This window comes from Pseudomonas phoenicis (assembly GCF_047302395.1).
In the GTDB taxonomy this organism is placed as follows: Bacteria; Pseudomonadota; Gammaproteobacteria; order Pseudomonadales; family Pseudomonadaceae; genus Aquipseudomonas.
This window is the reverse complement of the sequence record NZ_CP154852.1, coordinates 1,027,177-1,045,410: the sequence shown is the minus strand read 5'-3', so window position 1 is coordinate 1,045,410 and position 18,234 is coordinate 1,027,177. Positions and strand designations below refer to the sequence as shown.

The following is an 18,234-nucleotide window of genomic DNA, read 5'->3' as shown; positions in this document are numbered from 1 at the left end:
CAAGGCTATGCACTTACCTACCCCCAGTATCCTGTTCATCATTCCCTATTTCGGGCAATGGCCGTTCTGGATGCCGTTTTTCCTGGAAAGCTGCCGGCGCAACCCAGATGTCGACTGGCTGCTGTTCACCGATTGTGGCGTACCCGAGGGTCTGCCGAGCAACGTGCGCATCGAGCCCATCGACTACGAGAGCTACTGCCGGCTGGTCTCGCGCCGGCTCGATATCCACTTCGCGCCGGTCAACGCCTATAAACTGTGCGACCTCAAGCCCGCATTGGGCTACATCCATGAGGAGTATCTGCACGGCTACGACTTCTGGGCCTTTGGCGACCTCGATCTGGTATACGGCGAGCTGCGTGCCTATTTCACCAATCAGCGCTTGGCCAGCCGCGATTTCTTCTCTACCCATGAACGTCGTGTGGCCGGCCATCTGTGCCTGATTCGCAACACCGACTGCAAGCGTTCGCTATTCATGAACATGCCCGATTGGCGCGAGCGTTTTTGCGACGAGACCCACCATGCGCTCGACGAAGGCGCCTTCAGCCGTTTGTTCGTGCGCCGCAAGAATCTACCCAGACCGTTGTTCAACTTGCTCGGCCAATTGAACCCTTTGCGCCGACGCAGCGAGTTCGTCGAAGCCTACAGCACACCGAACGGGTGCATCGCCTGGCACGACGGTAGCCACAGCTTTCCCAAGCGCTGGTACTGGCGCGAGGGGCGGGTGAGCAACGACCTGGATGATCAGCGGCTCTATCCCTATTTCCATTTCGCCTGTTGGAAACGCAACCAATGGTCGAAGCAGGCACCGCCCACTGCACGCGAAGTTCGCCGAATAGCGGCCTCGGCGCGCTGGATCATCACGGACCGGGGTTTCCATCAGGACGGCTTATGAGACAACGTTACAAAGTCCTGCAATTGCAGCCGGACTACAACATCAAGCAGCACGACTTCGCCGATCTCGCCGAACAGGTTTTCAAGGCCCTGCCAAAGGAGCGTTACGAAACCACCATGGCGTTTCTCAAAGGCAGGCCCGAAGCCGGTCAGCCGGTCAGTCGCGCTGATCGTTCGGTGTACTTCGAGTTTTCCGACAGCGCCCTCAAAGGCATGCGCCTAAAGGCGCTCTGGCAGCTGTTCAGGTTCTGCCGTCGGGAGCGCTTCGACGTGGTGATCTGCAACCGCTTCAAGCCGGTCAACATGATGCTGCAGCTCAATCGCTGGCTGAAAATCCCTTTGTGCATCGGGATTTCCCATGGGTTCGGCGAATACGACCGTCTCTATCGACGTCGGCAAACCCGCCGTCTGATCGACCAGCGCTGGCAGTTCGTCGGTGTATCGCCAGCAGTCAGGCAGTACCTGCTCGATTGCAAATGCGGTTTCACCGGGGGCAATACCCACGGCATCACCAACGCCATCGATATCGACCAGGCCGAATGCCTGCAGCTGTCACGCAGCGAGGCCCGGGCACAGCTGGGGCTGCCACACGACGTGCGCCTGATCGGTGCGCTGGGCCGGCTCGTCCCTATCAAGGGGCACACCTACCTGATCCAGGCCTTCGCCACGCTCAAGGACAAATACCCCCAGGCGCAGGTGGCGATCATCGGCGCAGGCCGCGAGCAGGCTCGACTACAAACCGAGATCGAGCGCTTGGGCCTGGCGGGGCGCGTGCATCTGCTGGGGTTTCGCGAGAATGCCTTGCAGTACGTGCGCGCCTTCGACCTGTGGACCATGCCGTCGCTGGCAGAAGGCCTTGGCCTGGCGCTGCTCGAAGGCATGAGCGGGCATCTGCCGGTCATCGCCAGCGACGTACCGGCGATGCTGCCGCTGATCCAGGGCGCGGGCGGGCTTGCGGTGAAACCCGCCGATGTCGCCAGCCTCGCCGGCGCGCTGGACAGTTATCTGGCCCTCGATGATCAGACCCTGCGCGCCAAAGGCGAACAGGCCTACCGATACCTGACCCATGAACACGACATCGATGTCTTCCGCCAGCAATACCTGCGGTTGATCGAGTCGGGTCTGCACGCCCCCAAGGAAACGCAATGAATACCCATCGACCGTTGGTTACGGTAATCATCGCCTCCTACAACCATGGCCCCTACATCGAGCAGAGCATCCTCAGTGTGCTGGGCCAGACCTATTCCAACATCGAACTGTTGGTGATCGACGACGGCTCGACCGACGACAGCGTCGAGCGCATCCAGCGCCTGCAGGCGCAGCACGGCTTCGATTTCCGTGTACAGCGCAACCAGGGCCTGACCCATACGCTCAACGCTGCCGTCGAGCGTGCCCGTGGCGAGCTGGTGGCACCGTTCGGTTCCGACGATGTGATGTTGCCCGAGCGCATTGCCATACAAGTCGAGTACATGGCCGACAAGCCGGAGGTCGGCATCTGCTGTGGCAACATCGAGTTGATCGATGCGCAGGGCAACCTGTTTCCGGAGGAGCGTCAGCGGCGGGACATCGCTTTTCGACGTATGGACTTCGAAGACATGTTTCTCGAGCGCAAGGCCTATCCGCCGGCGCCAACGTTGCTGTTCCGTCGCCAGGCACTGCTGGAGGTAGGCGGCTTCGATCCGCAGATCCGCTTGGAAGACTTGCTGATCGAGCTGAAAATCACCCATGCCGGATATTTCATCGATGGTTTGAACGTGGTGATGGCGCGCTATCGCAAGCATGCGACCAACTCCTACAAGAACCATCGCTTCATGATCGACAACATTCTGCGCACCTACGCGCTGTTCCAGGATCATCCGGCTTACGAACAGGTCAAGTTCAAGGCCCTGAATTCGATGTTCCTCAAGGTGGCCAATCGCGACCGTCAACTGGCTCGCGAACTGCTGGCCCAGATTCCCTTGCGTGCCTTTACGCGCAAGACCTGGCGAGGGCTGGGACGGTTGTATTTCTCGCCGCTCGAACGGCACTGAACGGAGGGCGCGGCAGTGGGTTGGTGGTCACGTTTCAAGGAAAAACGCGCCAAGCGCGCGATTCGCAAGTTGCCGGCGAACCAACGGGGTCAGGCACGCTTCGCCGCACGCTATCCGCAATATGCGTTCGGTGCGGGCAGCTACGGCATACCGCAGATCCACGACTGGCAGGAGGGGTCTACCTTGAGCATCGGGGCCTATTGCTCGATCGCCGAAGGCGTGCAGATCTTTCTCGGCGGCCATCATCGTACCGACTGGGTCAGCACCTATCCCTTTCCAGCCATGTTCGAGGAGGCGGCGCATATCCAGCGCTATGCGGTCAGCCGTGGTGATGTAGTGATCGGCAACGATGTCTGGCTGTGTTCGGGCTGCAGCATCCTCTCTGGCGTGACGGTCGGCGACGGCGCGGTGATCGGTGCAGGCGCCGTGGTTACCCGCGACGTGCCGCCCTATGCCGTGGTCGGCGGCAATCCAGCCACCGTGCTGCGCTGGCGGTTCGCGCAAGACGTGCGCGAGGCGCTGCTGGCAGCGGCCTGGTGGTCGTGGCCACAGGAAGAGATCAGGCAAGTAGCGCACAAGCTTTGCAGCGACGACATCCAGGCATTTCTCGACTATGCGCGCCTGCGTGGCAGTCGCTCAGACCCGCTCGACTGATTCCACCGCAGTACCGGCTCTCGCCGCTCGCGAGCGACCGATCAGGCGCTTGCCCAGCGCGATGCCGGGCTTTTCGAGCCACAGGAAGGTAAGGCTGCTCAGCACCACCAGGACGACGCAACTCAAGGCGATGACGCCGACGAACGGCCAGGGCTGGCCGGCGGCGAAGCCCGATTGCGGATATAGACGGTACACCAGCCACCACAGCACGAACCCGTGCAGCAGGTAGGTGCTGTAGCTCACTTCGCCCAGCCAGCGTGCACTGCGCAGGCTCAGGGCGCCGCGTAGATCATTGCCGGAGGCGATGATGCAGAAGGCCAGACTCAGCAGCAGCAAAGGGAATGTTGCGAAAGTCTTGTTGAACAGTGTCAGCACTATCAAGAGCAAGGCCGCCGCAGTCCATGTGCCAGCTCGGCTACGCGACCAGTCCAGCAATGCAGGCCGTCGGACCCAGTAAACCGCCGCGATACCGCCCAGAAAGCTCATCAGGTACTTCTTCTTCAGTGCGTGCTCCAGACCCACGACTTGAGCGAGCACGTACAGCCCGACGAGGCAGCACAGGGTGGTGCGGAGTTTGCCGCGGTACAGGAAGATCAAGCCCAGCAGAGGCAACGCCAGGTAGAAGTACAACTCGTAAAGCAGGGTCCAGGTCACGTTGGAAATCAGGTTGCCGGTGCCGCTTGTCCCGTTGATATCCGGGCGATGAAAGATCAGCCATTGCGCCACCTGGCCCAGCAACCGCGACGGCTCGCTGCGCAGGCTCCAGTGTTGCAGGTAGAACACCGTCACCAGCACCGCCACCACAAGCGGCAGGTACAAGGGGTACAAGCGAAATGCCCGGGAAACGGCGAATGCGCGCCAGTCGAAGCTGCGTCCTTGCCTGGAGAGGCGGTCCCAGAACAGAAAGCCGGTGATCATGAAGAACAGTGCCACGCCCACTTGACCGATCTGCGCGAAGAAGCGCTCGGGCGGCATGTCGATCTGCCCGGTGAGCTGGTAGTGCCAGGCAATCGCGGCGTGGTGAATGAACACACCCAATGCCAGGTAACCGCGCAGGCCGTCCAGGGACGCCCAGCGGCCGGCAGTCGGTTGCAGATGTCTCGCCACCATCGGCATGCGCAATATCAGGCCGGCCACCAGAAAGGCCAAGGCATAGGTCAATGCAGAAAGCAGTGGGGCGAACCAAGTCATGTCATTGCGCCGTCCCAGTCGGCGACTGCACGTGCGTACGCACGGCCTCGGTCAGCGCCTGGTCGGTCTTGCTGGCATAGCCATCGAGCAGGGCCTCGACGTTTTCTTCGAACAGCCAGTGCCGGTCCTGAGGGTAGCGTTGCATGTGGCGCAGGTTGCGCCGGCGAAGGTCGGCCGGCAGCGGCGAAGGTCGCAGGCGCAGGTCGGCCAGATCGATCAAGCCGAACGTGTCGTCGTCCAGCAGCAGCACGTTGCCAAGGTGCAGGGAGCGGAAATACACGCCTTGCTCATGCAGTACCGCGATGAACTGTCCGAGGCGGCGGACCAGCGCCCTTCGCTCGCCAATTTCGGGGCAGTCCTGCAACACCTGACGCAGGGTGCGTCCAGGCAACGGTCGATAGTGCACGCCCTGGCTGCCGTCGGCATAGGTGATCAGCTCGAGCACTTGCGGGGTTGCGATGCCCAGCAAGGGCAATTGCTGGCCGTTGAGCACGAAGCGCTGGGCGTAGGGGTACAGGTTGCCCCAGGTGTACCAGGGGCGGCGACGGAACAGCTTGAGGAAACTGCCATCGTCCAGTTGCAGCACTTTCGGGCCTCGGCCGTCTTCTTCGATGATGCGGGCGCCCTGGGCCATGTGCAGCGCCTGCGCCGGCTCGAGCCAGACCCGTGCGGCCAGCACCAGTCGACCGGCATGCCGAGCGATGCTCAAACCCGCCAGCAGCGCCAGCGGTATCCACAACAGGAACCAGTGCTCCTTGGGCCGCGAGAGGATGCCGCCACCTTCGGTCAGGCCTGCGCCGATGCCGAACATCAGCAGGGTGGACGCCAACCGGAAAGACGCCGAAGCGCGATACTTCCAGCCGTAGTAAAGACCGCAGGCCAGCATGCCGACCCATGGCAGGAAACCGATGATGCCGACGTTATAGAGCACGCCCAGGGCGAAATTGTGCGGCTCGGTCAGGACGTAGCCGATTCCGACATCGATACTGAGCGGCGCGTCGTAGCCATGGCCGATCCAGGGATGGTCGAGGAACCGCTCCCAGCAGCTCTGCCAGATGTCCAAGCGGTAGGAGGTGCCACGCTCGGTGATCAACTGCGGCGCGTAGACGCAGATCAGCACAAGCGCCACTGGCGCGGCTGCGAACAGCGCGATGGAACGGCGGTCTCGACGCAGCAGGGCGACCCAGTTCACGGCCAGCACCAACGCCAGCAGGGGGGTCCGGGAACCGGTGGCCAATACCGCAGCGAACATGATCGCGAAGGCGGCCAGGTACAGCGCAACCAGGCTCAGGCGCTTGCAGTCCAGCGCCATGCACAGCCAATAGATGCAGAAGAAGCCGAACAGGTGCGAGCTCAACAGCGGGTTGTCGAGGGCGCCGGCACCGATGAAGCGTGTGCCCGGCACATAGGCCAGGGCGAAAGCCGGCAGGTCGCGCAACACGGCCAGCAGTGCCAGCAGCCCAGCACCGAGCAGAATCGGCTTGAAGGTTTCCGGGCGATGCAGCAACAGCAGGGCAGTACCCAGGAACAGCATCAGCGTATGCAGGGGCCGCTTGACCAGGTCCGCCGCGTTGGCCACAGGCGACCAGAGGATGCTGAACACGGCGAAACCTGCGAACAGCAGGAACAGCAGCACTAGCGGTTCTCGCAGCAAGGGCACGAGCGCGCGCGGACGAGCGCACAGCGCCAGCAGGGTCGGAATGCTGAACAGGGCGTAGTACAGCTTGTGATGAGGGCTGCGGTCAGGTAGGAAGAACAACGCACTGAGCAGCAGGAACAGGCCTGCCGGCAGCACCCAGAGGCAAACGAAGTCGAACGCGCGATTGCCAGTGCTGCTGAGACTGATCGAAGACATAGGCTGGGGGTGAGCTAGGCAAAAAGAGGCGACGATGTTACCTCACCTCGTAGGCCATTGCTCTGGGTATGAACCGAACACTTCGCCGCATTCACCGACGTGCGAACCTGGCTGTGATAAAGTCACTCCCCCTTTTTTCGACGCATCTCGTGATATGACAGACGCCAGCGGCTCCGCCAGCCCATCGAGCATGAAGATCTATTTCCGTCTACTCGGCTACGTGCGGCCTTACATCGGCCTGTTTCTGCTGAGTATCCTGGGCTTTCTGATCTTCGCTTCGACGCAGCCCATGCTGGGCTACATCCTCAAATACTTCGTCGACGGCCTTTCCAACCCGAACGCCTCGCTGTTTCCCAACGTTCCCTACCTACGCGACCTGAATCTGCTGCACACGGTGCCGGGGCTGATCATCCTGATCGCGGCCTGGCAAGGACTGGGCTCGTTCCTGGGTAACTTCTTCCTGGCCAAGGTATCGCTCGGGTTGGTGCACGACCTGCGGGTGCAGTTGTTCAACAATCTGCTGAACCTGCCCAACCGCTACTTCGACCAGCACAACTCCGGACACCTGATTTCGCGCATCACCTTCAACGTGACCATGGTCACCGGTGCAGCCACCGACGCCATCAAGGTGGTGGTGCGCGAAGGCATGACCGTGATCTTCCTGTTCGTCTCGCTGCTGGTGATGAACTGGCGCCTGACGTTGGTGATGGTCGCCATCTTGCCGCTGATCGCCTTCATGGTCGGGCGGGCCAGCCGCAAGTTCCGCAAGCAGAGCAAGAAGATCCAGGTAGCCATGGGCGATGTCACCCATGTGGCATCGGAAACCATCCAGGGCTACCGCGTGGTGCGCAGCTTCGGCGGCGAAGCCTACGAAAGCCGGCGTTTCGTCGAGGCCAGCCAGAGCAACACCGACAAGCAACTGCGCATGACGCGTACAGGCGCCATCTACACACCGTTGCTGCAACTGGTCATCTACACCGCCATGGCGGTCCTGATGTTCCTGGTGCTGTACCTGCGTGGCGACGCCTCGGCGGGCGACATGGTCGCCTACATCACCCTGGCCGGCCTGCTGCCCAAACCGATCCGGCAACTGTCGGAGGTCAGCTCGACCATCCAGAAAGGGGTAGCCGGTGCCGAAAGCATCTTCGAGCAGCTCGACGAACCGCTGGAAAAGGACGAGGGCAGCATCGAGCGTGCGTCCGTCAGCGGGCGCCTCGAAGTGCGCAACCTGAACTTCACCTATCCAGGCACCGATCGGCAGGTGCTGACGGACATCGATTTCACCGTGGAGCCGGGACAGATGGTGGCCCTGGTCGGCCGCTCGGGCAGCGGCAAGTCGACCCTGGCCGGTCTGATCCCGCGTTTCTATCACCACAGCAGCGGCGAAATTCTGCTCGACGGTGTGGAGGTCGAAGACTTCAAGCTGGTCAACCTGCGCAAACACATCGCCCAGGTGACCCAGCACGTCACCCTGTTCAGCGACAGCATCGCCAACAACATCGCCTATGGCGACCTGGCCGGGGCTCCGCGCGAAGCGATCGAGGCCGCAGCCCAGGCCGCTTATGCCAAAGACTTCATCGATCAGTTGCCGCAAGGGTTCGATACCCAGGTCGGCGAGAACGGCGTGCTGTTGTCCGGTGGTCAGCGTCAGCGCCTGGCCATCGCCCGCGCCTTGCTCAAGGATGCTCCGCTGCTGATTCTGGACGAAGCGACTTCGGCGCTCGACACCGAATCCGAACGGCATATCCAGGCCGCGCTCGACCACATCATGCGCGGTCGCACCACGTTGGTGATCGCCCACCGCCTCTCGACCATCGAGAAAGCCGACATGATCCTGGTCATGGACCAGGGCCGTATCGTCGAGCGTGGCAACCACGCCACGTTGATGGCGCAAGAGGGTCACTACGCGCGCTTGCACACCTTGGGCCTCGATGCGCCCAGCAAGGCCGACATCACCTGAAGCCTGCCTTTCGGGGCCATCCTGGCCCCGCATCCACCGGGAAATGGACGGGCTTGATCTGGCGGTAAAGCCGCCGACAGGCCTGTGCTAATATCCCGCCCCTGTTCATTTTTCACATATGGGTTGCCCATGAAGTTGTCCATGCCGCGTTTCGATCAAGCCCCGGTTCTGGTGGTCGGCGATGTCATGCTCGACCGCTACTGGCATGGCGGTACTTCGCGCATTTCTCCCGAAGCGCCGGTGCCTGTGGTCAAGGTCGACCAGATCGAAGACCGCCCAGGCGGCGCAGCCAACGTCGCGCTCAACATCGCCGCACTCGGTGCGCCGGCTTCCCTGGTCGGCGTCACCGGCCAGGACGAGGCGGCCGACAGTCTGGCCAACAGCTTGCAAGCCGCCGGCGTGCGTTCGGTGTTCCAGCGCATCGCGCACCAGCCGACCACGGTCAAGCTGCGGGTCATGAGCCGCCATCAGCAATTGCTGCGTATCGACTTCGAAGAACCCTTCGCCACCGACCCGCTGTCGCTGGAAGGCGAGGTCGAAGCCCTGCTCGAAGGCATCAAGGTGCTGGTGCTGTCGGACTACGGCAAAGGCGCTTTGCAAAACCACCAGCAGCTGATCCAGATCGCGCGTGCCCATGGCATCCCGGTGCTGGCCGACCCCAAGGGCAAGGATTTTTCCATCTACCGCGGCGCCAGCCTGATCACGCCCAACCTCAGCGAATTCGAAAACATCGTCGGTCGCTGCGCCGACGAGGCCGAGCTGGTCAGCAAAGGCGTGCAACTGCTGCGCGACCTCGACCTCGGTGCCTTGCTGGTGACCCGCGGCGAGCATGGCATGACGCTATTGCGTCTGGATCATCCGCCGCTGCACCTGCCGGCCCGTGCCCGTGAAGTGTTCGACGTCACCGGCGCCGGCGATACCGTGATCTCCACCCTGGCCGCAGCCATCGCCGCCGGCGAGGAACTGCCGCACGCAGTGGCCCTGGCCAACCTTGCGGCCGGTATCGTGGTCGGCAAGCTGGGTACCGCCGCCATCAGCGCGCCTGAATTGCGCCGCGCGATCCAGCGCGAGGAGGGTTCCGAGCGCGGTGTGCTGGGCCTGGAGCAACTGCTGCTGGCCGTCGACGACGCCCGCGCGCACAACGAAACCATCGTTTTCACCAACGGCTGTTTCGACATCCTGCATGCTGGCCACGTGACCTACCTGGAGCAGGCCCGTGCCCAGGGCGATCGGCTGATCGTGGCGGTCAACGACGACGCCTCGGTCAGCCGACTCAAGGGGCCGGGCCGACCGATCAACAGCGTCGACCGGCGTATGGCCGTGCTGGCCGGCTTGGGTGCGGTGGACTGGGTGGTCAGCTTCGCCGAGGGTACGCCCGAGAACCTGCTCAAACAGATCAAGCCGGACGTACTGGTCAAGGGCGGCGACTACGGCATCGACCAGGTAGTCGGTGCCGACCTCGTCAGTGCCTACGGCGGTACGGTGAAAGTGCTGGGCCTGGTGGAAAACAGCTCCACCACCGCCATCGTCGAGCGTATCCGCCAGCGTTGATCGCCTGAGGAGCCCTGATCGACACCGTCATCGCTCAGGGCTCAATCGTGCAGCTTGCCCCGCGCCCGGCGGATCAACGCCTTGGCCTTGAGCTTGAAGCGTTGCAATGGCGAGCGCGGTTCCGGCTCGCTGAGGCCCTGCTGGCGCAACCAGTCCTTCCAACGAATGCGTTCTTCCCTCACCACCCAACCCTGCTGCACGGCAAAGCTTTCGGCCAGGTGCATGCCACGGGTGCTGGCGCGCACCAGCTCGCCGCGGCGCAAGGTGTACAGCTCGGCCAGCGGTTGGCCGTCTTCGAGCGGGATGAGGTACAGGTCGGGTCGCTTGCGGTTGAGCCTGGCCACCAGCTGATCGCCGACCAGCCGTTCATCGACGTGGAACAGGCTCAGCGGTTTTGCCTCGCGCGGCACGTGCAGGCGCAGGTCGTAGACCAACTGCAACGAGGCGGTGGGCAGGTGCACGTACGCGCGTGGCCGCTCTTGCAGGGTCAGGTTGGCGCACTGCACCGGCAAGGCGGCGCCCGAAGCCGGGGTGAGCAGGAAGGACGGCGATTCGCGGTAGTGCAGGGCAGCAGCATAGGGCGTCGGCAGCCAGGTGTCGTTGAAGCGCCCACCCAACCAGCCTTCGGGCGTTTCCAGCAGGCATTCTTCGGCCACTTCCTGAATGGCGGTGTGCAGCGGCAGGTTCAGTTCGTGGGCCGGCACGTAGCCTGAGATCAGCTTGAGCACCACGTCGCCGCGGTCCTGGCGCCGTTGGCGGACCAGCAGCCAATAGTCGCGGTTCTGCCAGTTGAGGGTCAGGCGTACCGACACGCCGAGGTTGGCCAGATCCACGCTGAAGCGCTCGGGATCGGCCACTTCGATGGTCTTGCGCCGTTGCAGGAGCTGGCTGAAATTGAGCGGCATGCCCAAGGCTTTGTAGCTCAGCCCTTCGGGGGTGGCCTCGACGTGCAGGGGCAGGGTCTTGAAGTTGCTGGGGTTCTTGCGGATCAGGGTTCTTGCCACGGGCCTCTCCTTACCTACGCCCGTCCGGGCACGTCAGCGCTGGCCCAGGATGCGGGCCACGGTGGCCACGTTATGGGCCAGGTGCAGCGGGTCGATGGTGCCGACGATCGCGCTGCCGACGCCTGGGTGGGCGAACAGCAGTGCGAAACTGGCACGTACCGGATCGACACCCGGCGACAGGCAAACGTGCCCGCTGGCCAGGGCTTTTTTCACCAGAATCGCCTTGCCGTGTGCGGCAGCGTAGTCCAGCACCGGGCGTTCGGCTTGCTCGGCGAGGTTGTAGGTGACCATCGCGCAGTCGCCTTGCTCCAGGGCTTTGAGGCCGCCGGCCACGGTCTTGCCGGACAGGCCGTAGCCGAGGATCTTGCCTTCCTGCTTGAGCGCCGCGAGGGTGGCGTACACGGCTTCGTGCTCGAGGATCGCCAGGTCGTTGCCGTCCGAGTGCACCAGCACCAGCTCCAGGCGATCGGTCTCCAGGCGCTTGAGGCTGCGCTCCACCGAGCGGCGGGTGTGCGCGGCGCTGAAGTCGAAATGCGACTGGCCGGCGTCGAATTCCTCGCCCACCTTGCTGACGATGACCCAGTCGTCGCGCTGGCCGCGCAGCAGCGGGCCGAGACGCTCCTCGCTACGGCCATAGGCCGGGGCGGTGTCGATCAGGTTGATGCCCAGTTCGCGGGCCTGGGCCAGCAGCCGGCGCGCCGCATCGTCGTCGGGGATGGTGAAGCCGGTGGGGTACTTGACGCCCTGGTCGCGGCCCAGCTTGACCGTGCCCAGGCCCAGAGGCGAGACGCGCAGGCCGGTGCTGCCCAAGGGGCGGTGATGGTCGTGCAGGGTCGGCAGGCTCATGGCAACAGTTGCTCCCAGGCGGGTACGCCTGCGGCGGGGCGTGGCAGGTCGGCGGGCAACGCGTGTGCGCTCGGCGCGACGCCGTCGCGGCGCAGGCTGGCCAGCACGCGGTCGCTGAAGTCCGGCGCCAGCGCCAGTTTGGTCGGCCAGCCCACCAGCAGGCGCTGCTGCTCGGCAAGAAAGGCGTTGTCGGGGCGCACCAGGCCTGACTGGGCGGGCTCGGCGCGGTCCACGCGCAGGGTGGCCCAGCGCAGCGGCGCCTGGTCGACCCAGGGCAGCAGCTGGGCGATTTCCTTTTGCGCGGCGGCGATCTGCGCCGCGGGTTCGCGGGCCACGCCTTCGGCTTCGGCCAGGTCGCCACCCAGGTACCAGACCCACTGGCCGTCGGCGGCCGGGTGGCTGGTGACGGTGATGCGCGGCTTCGGCCCGCCGCCCAGGCAGTGGGCATAGAGCGGTTTGAGGTTGGGGCCTTTGACCATGACCATGTGCAGGGGGCGGCGCTGCATGCTCGGCTGTTGCAGGCCCAGCTCGCGCAGCAGTTGCTCGCTGCCGGCGCCGGCGCTGAGCACGATACGCTGTGCCTCGATCGCGCGGTCGTCGACCTGCAGACCGACCAGTTCGTCGCCTTCGCGCAGAGGGCTGATCCGCTCGCCCGCCAGCAGGCTGTCGCCGGCCAGGTGGGCCAGGTTGCTCAGCAGGCTGGGCACGTCCACCACCAGCTCGGCCAGGCGGTATACCTTGCCTTTGAAGGCATGGTCTTGCAGGGCCGGCGGCAGTTGCTCGCCTTTGACCTGGTCGACCCGGCCGCGCACGGCCTTGCTGGCGAAGAAGCTGGTGAGGTTGCCGGCCAACGTGCCGGGCGACCACAGGTAATGGGCTTCGGAGAGCAGGCGGGTGGCGCTCAGGTCCAGCTCGCCGGTGCCGGCCAACGCTTCGCGCCAGCGCCGCGGCATGTCCGAGATGGCCTCGGACGCGCCGCTCAGCGCGCCGTGCAGGGCGTACTTGGTACCGCCATGGATGATGCCCTGGGACTTGATGGTCTGCTCGCCGCCCAGCGTGGCGCGTTCCACCAACAGGGTCGAGTAGCCCAGCTGCCGCAGACGGGCGTTGAGCCACAGGCCTGCGACTCCGGCGCCGACGATGAGGATGTCGGTGGACAAGGCGGTTGGCATGGAAGGCCCTCACAGTTAAGACAAGGCGCGCAGTATACAGCCCCGCTTGCGCCTGCAACCTTTTCCCGCCGGCTCAGTGCCCGGTGGTCTTGGAGAACACCTGGATCACCACCACACCGCCGACGATCATCGCCATGCCGAGCATGGCCGGCAGGTCGAGCTTCTGCCCATAGATCACCAGCGCCGCGATGCTGATCAGCACGATGCCCAACCCCGACCACACGGCATAGGCGATGCCCACCGGCACGGTGCGCACCACCAGGGTCAGCATCCAGAAGGCGATGCCGTAGCCGACCACCATCAGCAGCAACGGCAAGGGGGTGCCCAGGCCCTTGACGGCTTTCATCGAAGCGGTGGCGATGACTTCGGCGCAGATGGCGATGGCGAGGCAGGTGTAGGCGTTCATGGACGGTCCTCCGTGGGAAGCCGCTCATTCTAGACGGGACTTGAGTGCGGTAAAGTCATTACCTATCTGATGGGGAGATAGCTAGATGATCGAACGTTGGACGCTCGAGCAGATGCGTACGTTTCTACGCGTCGCGCAGTTGCGTTCGTTTTCCGCTGTGGCACGCGAACAGGGCAGGGCGCAGTCGGCGGTGAGCAATGCCATCGCGCTGCTGGAAGCGGACCTGGGCGTGACCTTGTTCGAGCGCAGCAGCGGCCGGCAGCCCAGGCTCACGGAAAATGGCAGTGCGCTGGTCGAGGACGCGCGCGAACTGCTGCGCCAGTGCGAGCACCTGCAAGGTCACGCCCTGGCTTTGATGCGTGGCCAGGAAGCGCTGTTGCGTGTGGCTCAGGACGAAGCCATGCCGTACTAGCCGGTGATCGACAGCCTGGACGAGTTGGCCACCCGCTTTCCCACCCTGGAAGTGCAGCTGGCCAGCGGTGCCCAGGGCGATGTGGCGCGCAAGTTGGCCGAACGCCAGGCGGATCTGGGCCTGTTCTTCCACCACGAACACATTCCCGCTTCCCTCGAGCGGCGTGCCCTGGGCAGCGTGGAAATGGTCACGGTGTGCGCGGTCGGGCACCCTCTGGCCGGGCAGGGGCGCCTCACCCGCCAGCAGTTGGCCCGCCACCGGCAGTTGCTGGTCACGCCGCAGCAGAGCGGCTACCCCGGCGGCGAAGCGATCAGCCCGCAGGTGTGGCGTGCCGACAGCTTCTACGCCATGGCCGAATTGCTGATGCGCGGTCTGGGTTGGGCGTGGTTGCCACGCCATGTGGTGCAGTACCCCACGTACCAGGCGCAGATGGTCGAACTCGACAGTGAGTGGTGGCCGCCGGCGCTGGTGGTGGAACTGGCCTGGCGCCGTGACCAGCCGCTGGGCACGGCGGCGCAGTGGCTGGCCGAGCGCTTCGCCAGGCACTTGCGTGCCATCGGTTAGACAAGGCTGAGGCAGCGGTCGGGCTTCGATCGTAATGCGCCGGACGCTGCTCGATATTCGGTAGCCGCCGGCGCTGGTGGTGGAACTGGCCTGGCGCCGCGATCAGCGGCTTCGCCAGGCAGTTGCGTGCCATCGGCCAGACGACGCAGAAGGCAAGGGCCGAGCGTCGAGTATGGCGCTTGACGCTGCTCGACTCGGCACCATCCTGCCTGCGCACGCGATCGGGTAGACTTCCCCGCCATGAACAGAACCCTCTATACCCTGCTGTTTCACCTGGCCCTGCCGCTGCTCGCGCTGCGCCTGTACCTGCGCGCACGCAAGGCGCCGGCCTATGCCGAGCGCGTCGGCGAACGCTTCGCCCGCCACCTGCCGCCCATGGCACCCGGCGGCATATGGGTGCACGCGGTGTCGGTGGGCGAGAGCATCGCCGCCGCGCCCATGGTCCGCGCGCTGCTCGAGGCCTACCCGGAACTGCCGGTCACTCTGACCTGCATGACCCCGACCGGCTCCGAGCGCATCCGTGCGATGTTCGCCGACGAACCCCGCGTGCAGCACTGCTATCTGCCCTACGATTTGCCGTGGGCCGTGCGCGGCTTCCTCGACCGGGTGCGACCGCGCCTGGGCATCATCATGGAAACCGAGCTGTGGCCCAACCTCATCCACCAATGCGCCAAACGCGGCATTCCCGTGGCGCTGGCCAATGCGCGGTTGTCAGAGCGGTCGGCCCGTGGCTATGCACGTTTCGCCAAGCTGACCCGGCCCATGCTCGGCGAAATGAGCCTGATCGCCGTGCAGACCGACACCGAAGCGCAGCGTTTCCGCGACCTGGGCGCACGGCCCGAATGTGTGCGGGTCACCGGTTCGATCAAGTTCGACCTGAAGATCGACGAACAGCTCTTGCCCCGTGCCCGGGCGCAGCGCGCGCAATGGGGCGCCAGCCAGCGCCCGGTGTGGATCGCCGCCAGCACCCACGAGGGCGAGGATGCGTCGATCCTGGAGGCCCATCGGCGCGTGTTGCGGACCCATGGCGACGCGCTGCTGATTCTGGTGCCGCGCCATCCCGAGCGCTTCGACGCAGTGGCGGCGCAGTGCCGCGAAGGATTCGTCAGCGTACGCCGCTCCAGTGGCGAACCGGTACTCGCGCAGACGCAGGTGCTGGTCGGCGACAGCATGGGCGAGTTGCTGTTTCTCTATGCGCTGGCCGACATCGCCTTCGTCGGCGGCAGCCTGATCGCCCGTGGCGGGCATAACCCGTTGGAGCCGGCGGCGTTGCGCTTGCCGGTGCTGATGGGGCCGCACGTGTTCAACTTCCTGGAGATCGGCGCGATGTTGCGCGAAGCCGGGGCGTTGCAGCAGGTCGAGGATGCGCAGGGCCTGGCGCAGGTGGTGCTGCGCCTGATCGAGTCGCCCCAAGAGGCCCGACGCATGGGCGAGGCGGGCAGGGCGGTGATGCAGGCCAATCAGGGAGCGTTGCGGCGGTTGCTGGAGGGGATTGCGGGGCTGCTGCGTTAGTTTCGCAGGCAGGTGGCAGCGCCGACACCGGCTGCAAAGGAATGCCTTGGCCCCATGCCAGTCAGTTAAGCGGAAAACGTGTCGATTGGGGCTGCTTTGCAGCCCATCGCGGCTAAACCGGTGCGCCGGCCGGCCGCTCCTACAGGTTTGCGCCTTTCCTGTTGGAGTGGCCGGTTCGGCGCTCCGATTAGCCGCGATGGGCCGCCAAGCTTTTCTGTAGGAGCGGCTTCAGCCGCGATGGGCCGCCAAGCGGCCCCAATCGCTTAACTGACGGGCATCCTGCCTTGTCCAGGGTTTGGTCTGGCACGCATTGGCCTGCGGCCTGGGGGCATCGACCAAAGCCCTGGCTGCGAACGGCTACCTGCTTGGGAGAGCCGCCCAAGCAGGCGGCGACCCTTCAGGACTTGCGTTCGAAGTTCTTCGCCGCTTCCCGCGCCAGGTCCGGTGGCAGGAAATCCCTGTCGGGGTTGTAGTCGGGCTTGAGGAAGCGCCCCAGGTCCTGCAAGTCCTGGGGGCTCAGGGTGCCCGCCGCCTGCTTGAGGCGCAGGTTGTCGAGGATGTAGTCGTAGCGGCTGTTGTTGTAGTCGCGCACCGAGTTGTACAGCTGGCGCTGGGCGTCGAGCACATCGACGATGTTGCGCGTGCCGACCTCGAAGCCGATTTCGGTGGCTTGCACCGCGCTCTGGCTGGAAATGATCGACTGCTTGCGCGCCTGCACCTGCTCGACGTCGGTGTTGACCGCGCGGTGCAGGTTGCGGGTGTTTTCCACCACCTGACGGCGCAGGCTTTCGCGCTGCTGTTCGCTCTGGGTCAGACGCTGGTAGGCCTCGCGCACCTGCGAGCTGATCAGCCCGCCGCTGTAGATCGGAATGTTCAGTTGCAGGCCGACGGTGGTCTGCTCCACGTCGCCGCTGTAGCGCACGCCCGGTAGCGGCGCAGGGTTGCTGAAGCCCAGGTTGTCGTTATCGCCCTTCTGGTAGCGCGCCACGGCATCGACCGTTGGCGCATGCCCGGCCTTGCGCTGGCGCAGGGTTTCTTCGGCGGCTTCCACGGCATGGTTGGTGGCCAGCAGGTTGAGGTTCTGCCGGCCGGCGGTGTCGACCCAGGCCTTGGCGTCGTTGGGCACCGGCACCTGCACCGGCAGGGTGTGCACCACGCCTTGCAGCGCACCGTATTCGCGGTTGGTCAGGGTCACCAGGGCCTGGAAGGCGTCTTCGACCTGGCGCTGAGCGACGATCCGGTTGGCGCGCGCGGTGTCATGGCTGGCCTGGGCCTGCAGCACGTCGGTCTTGTCCGACAGGCCCACCTCGAAGCGGCCATTGGCCTGGTCGAGCTGGCGCTTGAAGGCGGCTTCCTCGGCTTTGGTGGCGGCCAGGTTGTCCTGGGCGCGCAGCACGCCGAAGTAGTTCTCCGCGCTCTGCAGGATCAGATTCTGCTCGTTGGCCGACAGCTCCAGCGCGGCCTGTTCGCTTACCGCGTGCGCGGCCTGCAACTGGAACCAGCGGTCGGCACGGAAGATCGGCTGCGAGAGCGTGGCCGACCACAGATTACCGCTGCGGTTGGTGGTGAGCGCCGGTTCGTCCAGTTGGGTGCGGGTGTTCATGGTTTCCGCGCCGGCCGACAGGTTCGGCAGCAGGCCGGCCCGCGCCTGGGGCACGATCTCGCGGCGGGCGCCATAGTCGGCGCGGGCCGCGGCCAGGTCGGCGTTGTTCCCGGCGGCCTGCTGGTAGACGCTGATCAGGTCGGTCTTCACCGTCATCGGCACGTCCGCTGCCCCGGCCGCAGCGTGGGAGGCACAAGACACGGCAAGCGCCAGTGAAAGTTTGCGCAGCATGGGGCGTTCCTTGAGTTTCTGAACCGTTGAAGAGTGGAAAAATGCGCAGTGTAGTGCCGTGCACGGGTGGCAACAATCGCCACTGTACCTTCGGTCAGCGATGTGCTTGCCCGCTTGGCTTTGGCGGCCGCTTGAGTCTAGACTGCACGCGTTCTTGTCGGGGTGCCTTGAATCGAAGGCTGAGATCGGATAGTTCCGGATCCCGTTGAACCTGATCAGGTTAGCGCCTGCGTAGGGAACAAGATTGCTCGCTTTCCCGGCGAGATCTTGTGTCGAATCCGGGATCGTTGCAGCCAAGGCTCATCGCGCCCCCCATCCGACACTGCACTTGCCCACAAGTGCGTCCGCTTCT

General features: G+C 64.6%; 14 protein-coding genes, 1 pseudogene and 1 riboswitch. Of the genes and pseudogenes, 8 read left to right on the top strand and 7 right to left on the bottom strand.

Annotation, left to right across the window (positions count from 1 at the left end):
• Window positions 1–7: 7 nt before the first annotated feature.
• Genes AA0Z93_RS04835 through AA0Z93_RS04820 form a run of 4 tightly spaced genes read left to right on the top strand, consistent with a single transcriptional unit; the run spans window position 8 to window position 3,575 of the window.
• Window positions 8–892 (top strand): DUF6625 family protein, encoded by an 885-nt coding sequence (locus AA0Z93_RS04835; protein WP_413046152.1) that lies wholly within the window; start codon window positions 8–10, stop codon window positions 890–892.
• Window positions 889–2,040 (top strand): glycosyltransferase, encoded by a 1,152-nt coding sequence (locus AA0Z93_RS04830; RefSeq protein ID WP_413046153.1) that lies wholly within the window; start codon window positions 889–891, stop codon window positions 2,038–2,040. Before AA0Z93_RS04835 ends, AA0Z93_RS04830 begins: the two co-directional genes overlap by 4 nt.
• Window positions 2,037–2,921, top strand: a complete 885-nt coding sequence (locus tag AA0Z93_RS04825) for a glycosyltransferase (protein ID WP_413046154.1) — start codon at window positions 2,037–2,039, stop codon at window positions 2,919–2,921. The genes AA0Z93_RS04830 and AA0Z93_RS04825 overlap by 4 nt, the downstream gene beginning before the upstream one ends.
• Window positions 2,922–2,936: 15 nt before the next feature.
• The gene (locus AA0Z93_RS04820; protein WP_413046155.1) at window positions 2,937–3,575 is read left to right on the top strand and encodes a CatB-related O-acetyltransferase; all 639 of its coding nucleotides are present in this window, start codon (window positions 2,937–2,939) and stop codon (window positions 3,573–3,575) included.
• Here AA0Z93_RS04820 and AA0Z93_RS04815 read toward each other — a convergent pair.
• Entirely contained in the window at window positions 3,558–4,766 is a 1,209-nt protein-coding gene (locus AA0Z93_RS04815) for an acyltransferase family protein (RefSeq protein WP_413046156.1), read from the bottom strand. The two genes, AA0Z93_RS04820 and AA0Z93_RS04815, sit on opposite strands and share 18 nt — an antisense overlap.
• Before the next feature lies 1 nt (window position 4,767).
• Entirely contained in the window at window positions 4,768–6,621 is a 1,854-nt protein-coding gene (locus AA0Z93_RS04810) for an O-antigen ligase family protein (protein ID WP_413046157.1), read from the bottom strand.
• A gap of 154 nt (window positions 6,622–6,775) precedes the next feature.
• Here AA0Z93_RS04810 and msbA point away from each other — a divergent pair, with 154 nt between their 5' ends.
• The gene (gene msbA, locus AA0Z93_RS04805; RefSeq protein ID WP_413046158.1) at window positions 6,776–8,581 is read left to right on the top strand and encodes a lipid A export permease/ATP-binding protein MsbA; all 1,806 of its coding nucleotides are present in this window, start codon (window positions 6,776–6,778) and stop codon (window positions 8,579–8,581) included.
• Window positions 8,582–8,710: 129 nt separating this feature from the next.
• The gene (hldE, locus tag AA0Z93_RS04800) at window positions 8,711–10,132 is read left to right on the top strand and encodes a bifunctional D-glycero-beta-D-manno-heptose-7-phosphate kinase/D-glycero-beta-D-manno-heptose 1-phosphate adenylyltransferase HldE (RefSeq protein ID WP_413046159.1); all 1,422 of its coding nucleotides are present in this window, start codon (window positions 8,711–8,713) and stop codon (window positions 10,130–10,132) included.
• A gap of 41 nt (window positions 10,133–10,173) precedes the next feature.
• Here the strand turns inward: hldE and AA0Z93_RS04795 are convergent, their stop codons facing one another.
• The 4 genes from AA0Z93_RS04795 to AA0Z93_RS04780 all read right to left on the bottom strand — a co-directional run bounded on the left by AA0Z93_RS04795 (window position 10,174) and on the right by AA0Z93_RS04780 (window position 13,560).
• On the bottom strand, window positions 10,174–11,136 hold the full coding sequence (locus AA0Z93_RS04795) for a metal ABC transporter ATPase (RefSeq protein ID WP_413046160.1): 963 nt from the start codon (window positions 11,134–11,136) through the stop codon (window positions 10,174–10,176).
• 33 nt (window positions 11,137–11,169) lie between these two features.
• Complete coding sequence (locus AA0Z93_RS04790) at window positions 11,170–11,982, bottom strand: aldo/keto reductase (protein ID WP_413046161.1); 813 nt, start codon at window positions 11,980–11,982, stop codon at window positions 11,170–11,172.
• A complete protein-coding gene (locus AA0Z93_RS04785) occupies window positions 11,979–13,154 on the bottom strand; it encodes an NAD(P)/FAD-dependent oxidoreductase (RefSeq protein WP_413046162.1) in 1,176 nt (391 codons plus the stop codon). Before AA0Z93_RS04785 ends, AA0Z93_RS04790 begins: the two co-directional genes overlap by 4 nt.
• 73 nt (window positions 13,155–13,227) lie before the next feature.
• The gene (locus AA0Z93_RS04780; RefSeq protein WP_413046163.1) at window positions 13,228–13,560 is read right to left on the bottom strand and encodes a DMT family transporter; all 333 of its coding nucleotides are present in this window, start codon (window positions 13,558–13,560) and stop codon (window positions 13,228–13,230) included.
• A gap of 85 nt (window positions 13,561–13,645) precedes the next feature.
• Between AA0Z93_RS04780 and AA0Z93_RS04775 the strand changes: the two are divergent.
• Together AA0Z93_RS04775 and waaA are read left to right on the top strand one after the other, a co-directional pair.
• Window positions 13,646–14,536 (top strand): annotated as a pseudogene (locus tag AA0Z93_RS04775) (LysR family transcriptional regulator).
• A 240-nt stretch (window positions 14,537–14,776) separates the two neighbouring features.
• The gene (gene waaA / locus AA0Z93_RS04770; RefSeq protein WP_413046164.1) at window positions 14,777–16,048 is read left to right on the top strand and encodes a lipid IV(A) 3-deoxy-D-manno-octulosonic acid transferase; all 1,272 of its coding nucleotides are present in this window, start codon (window positions 14,777–14,779) and stop codon (window positions 16,046–16,048) included.
• 397 nt (window positions 16,049–16,445) lie between these two features.
• Here the strand turns inward: waaA and AA0Z93_RS04765 are convergent, their stop codons facing one another.
• On the bottom strand, window positions 16,446–17,882 hold the full coding sequence (locus AA0Z93_RS04765) for a TolC family outer membrane protein (protein WP_413046165.1): 1,437 nt from the start codon (window positions 17,880–17,882) through the stop codon (window positions 16,446–16,448).
• 148 nt (window positions 17,883–18,030) lie between these two features.
• A riboswitch (TPP riboswitch) is annotated at window positions 18,031–18,137 on the top strand.
• Window positions 18,138–18,234: the final 97 nt, after the last annotated feature.

What these genes read in the sequence shown, in the direction of transcription:
- AA0Z93_RS04815 (WP_413046156.1), bottom strand. Translation starts at nt 4,766, where the DNA reads ATGACTTGGTTCGCCCCACTGCTTTCTGCATTGACCTATGCCTTGGCC.
- AA0Z93_RS04830 (WP_413046153.1), top strand. Translation starts at nt 889, where the DNA reads ATGAGACAACGTTACAAAGTCCTGCAATTGCAGCCGGACTACAACATC.
- hldE (WP_413046159.1), top strand. Translation starts at nt 8,711, where the DNA reads ATGAAGTTGTCCATGCCGCGTTTCGATCAAGCCCCGGTTCTGGTGGTC.
- waaA (WP_413046164.1), top strand. Translation starts at nt 14,777, where the DNA reads ATGAACAGAACCCTCTATACCCTGCTGTTTCACCTGGCCCTGCCGCTG.
- AA0Z93_RS04835 (WP_413046152.1), top strand. Translation starts at nt 8, where the DNA reads ATGCACTTACCTACCCCCAGTATCCTGTTCATCATTCCCTATTTCGGG.
- AA0Z93_RS04780 (WP_413046163.1), bottom strand. Translation starts at nt 13,560, where the DNA reads ATGAACGCCTACACCTGCCTCGCCATCGCCATCTGCGCCGAAGTCATC.
- AA0Z93_RS04790 (WP_413046161.1), bottom strand. Translation starts at nt 11,982, where the DNA reads ATGAGCCTGCCGACCCTGCACGACCATCACCGCCCCTTGGGCAGCACC.
- AA0Z93_RS04765 (WP_413046165.1), bottom strand. Translation starts at nt 17,882, where the DNA reads ATGCTGCGCAAACTTTCACTGGCGCTTGCCGTGTCTTGTGCCTCCCAC.
- msbA (WP_413046158.1), top strand. Translation starts at nt 6,776, where the DNA reads ATGACAGACGCCAGCGGCTCCGCCAGCCCATCGAGCATGAAGATCTAT.
- AA0Z93_RS04810 (WP_413046157.1), bottom strand. Translation starts at nt 6,621, where the DNA reads ATGTCTTCGATCAGTCTCAGCAGCACTGGCAATCGCGCGTTCGACTTC.
- AA0Z93_RS04825 (WP_413046154.1), top strand. Translation starts at nt 2,037, where the DNA reads ATGAATACCCATCGACCGTTGGTTACGGTAATCATCGCCTCCTACAAC.
- AA0Z93_RS04785 (WP_413046162.1), bottom strand. Translation starts at nt 13,154, where the DNA reads ATGCCAACCGCCTTGTCCACCGACATCCTCATCGTCGGCGCCGGAGTC.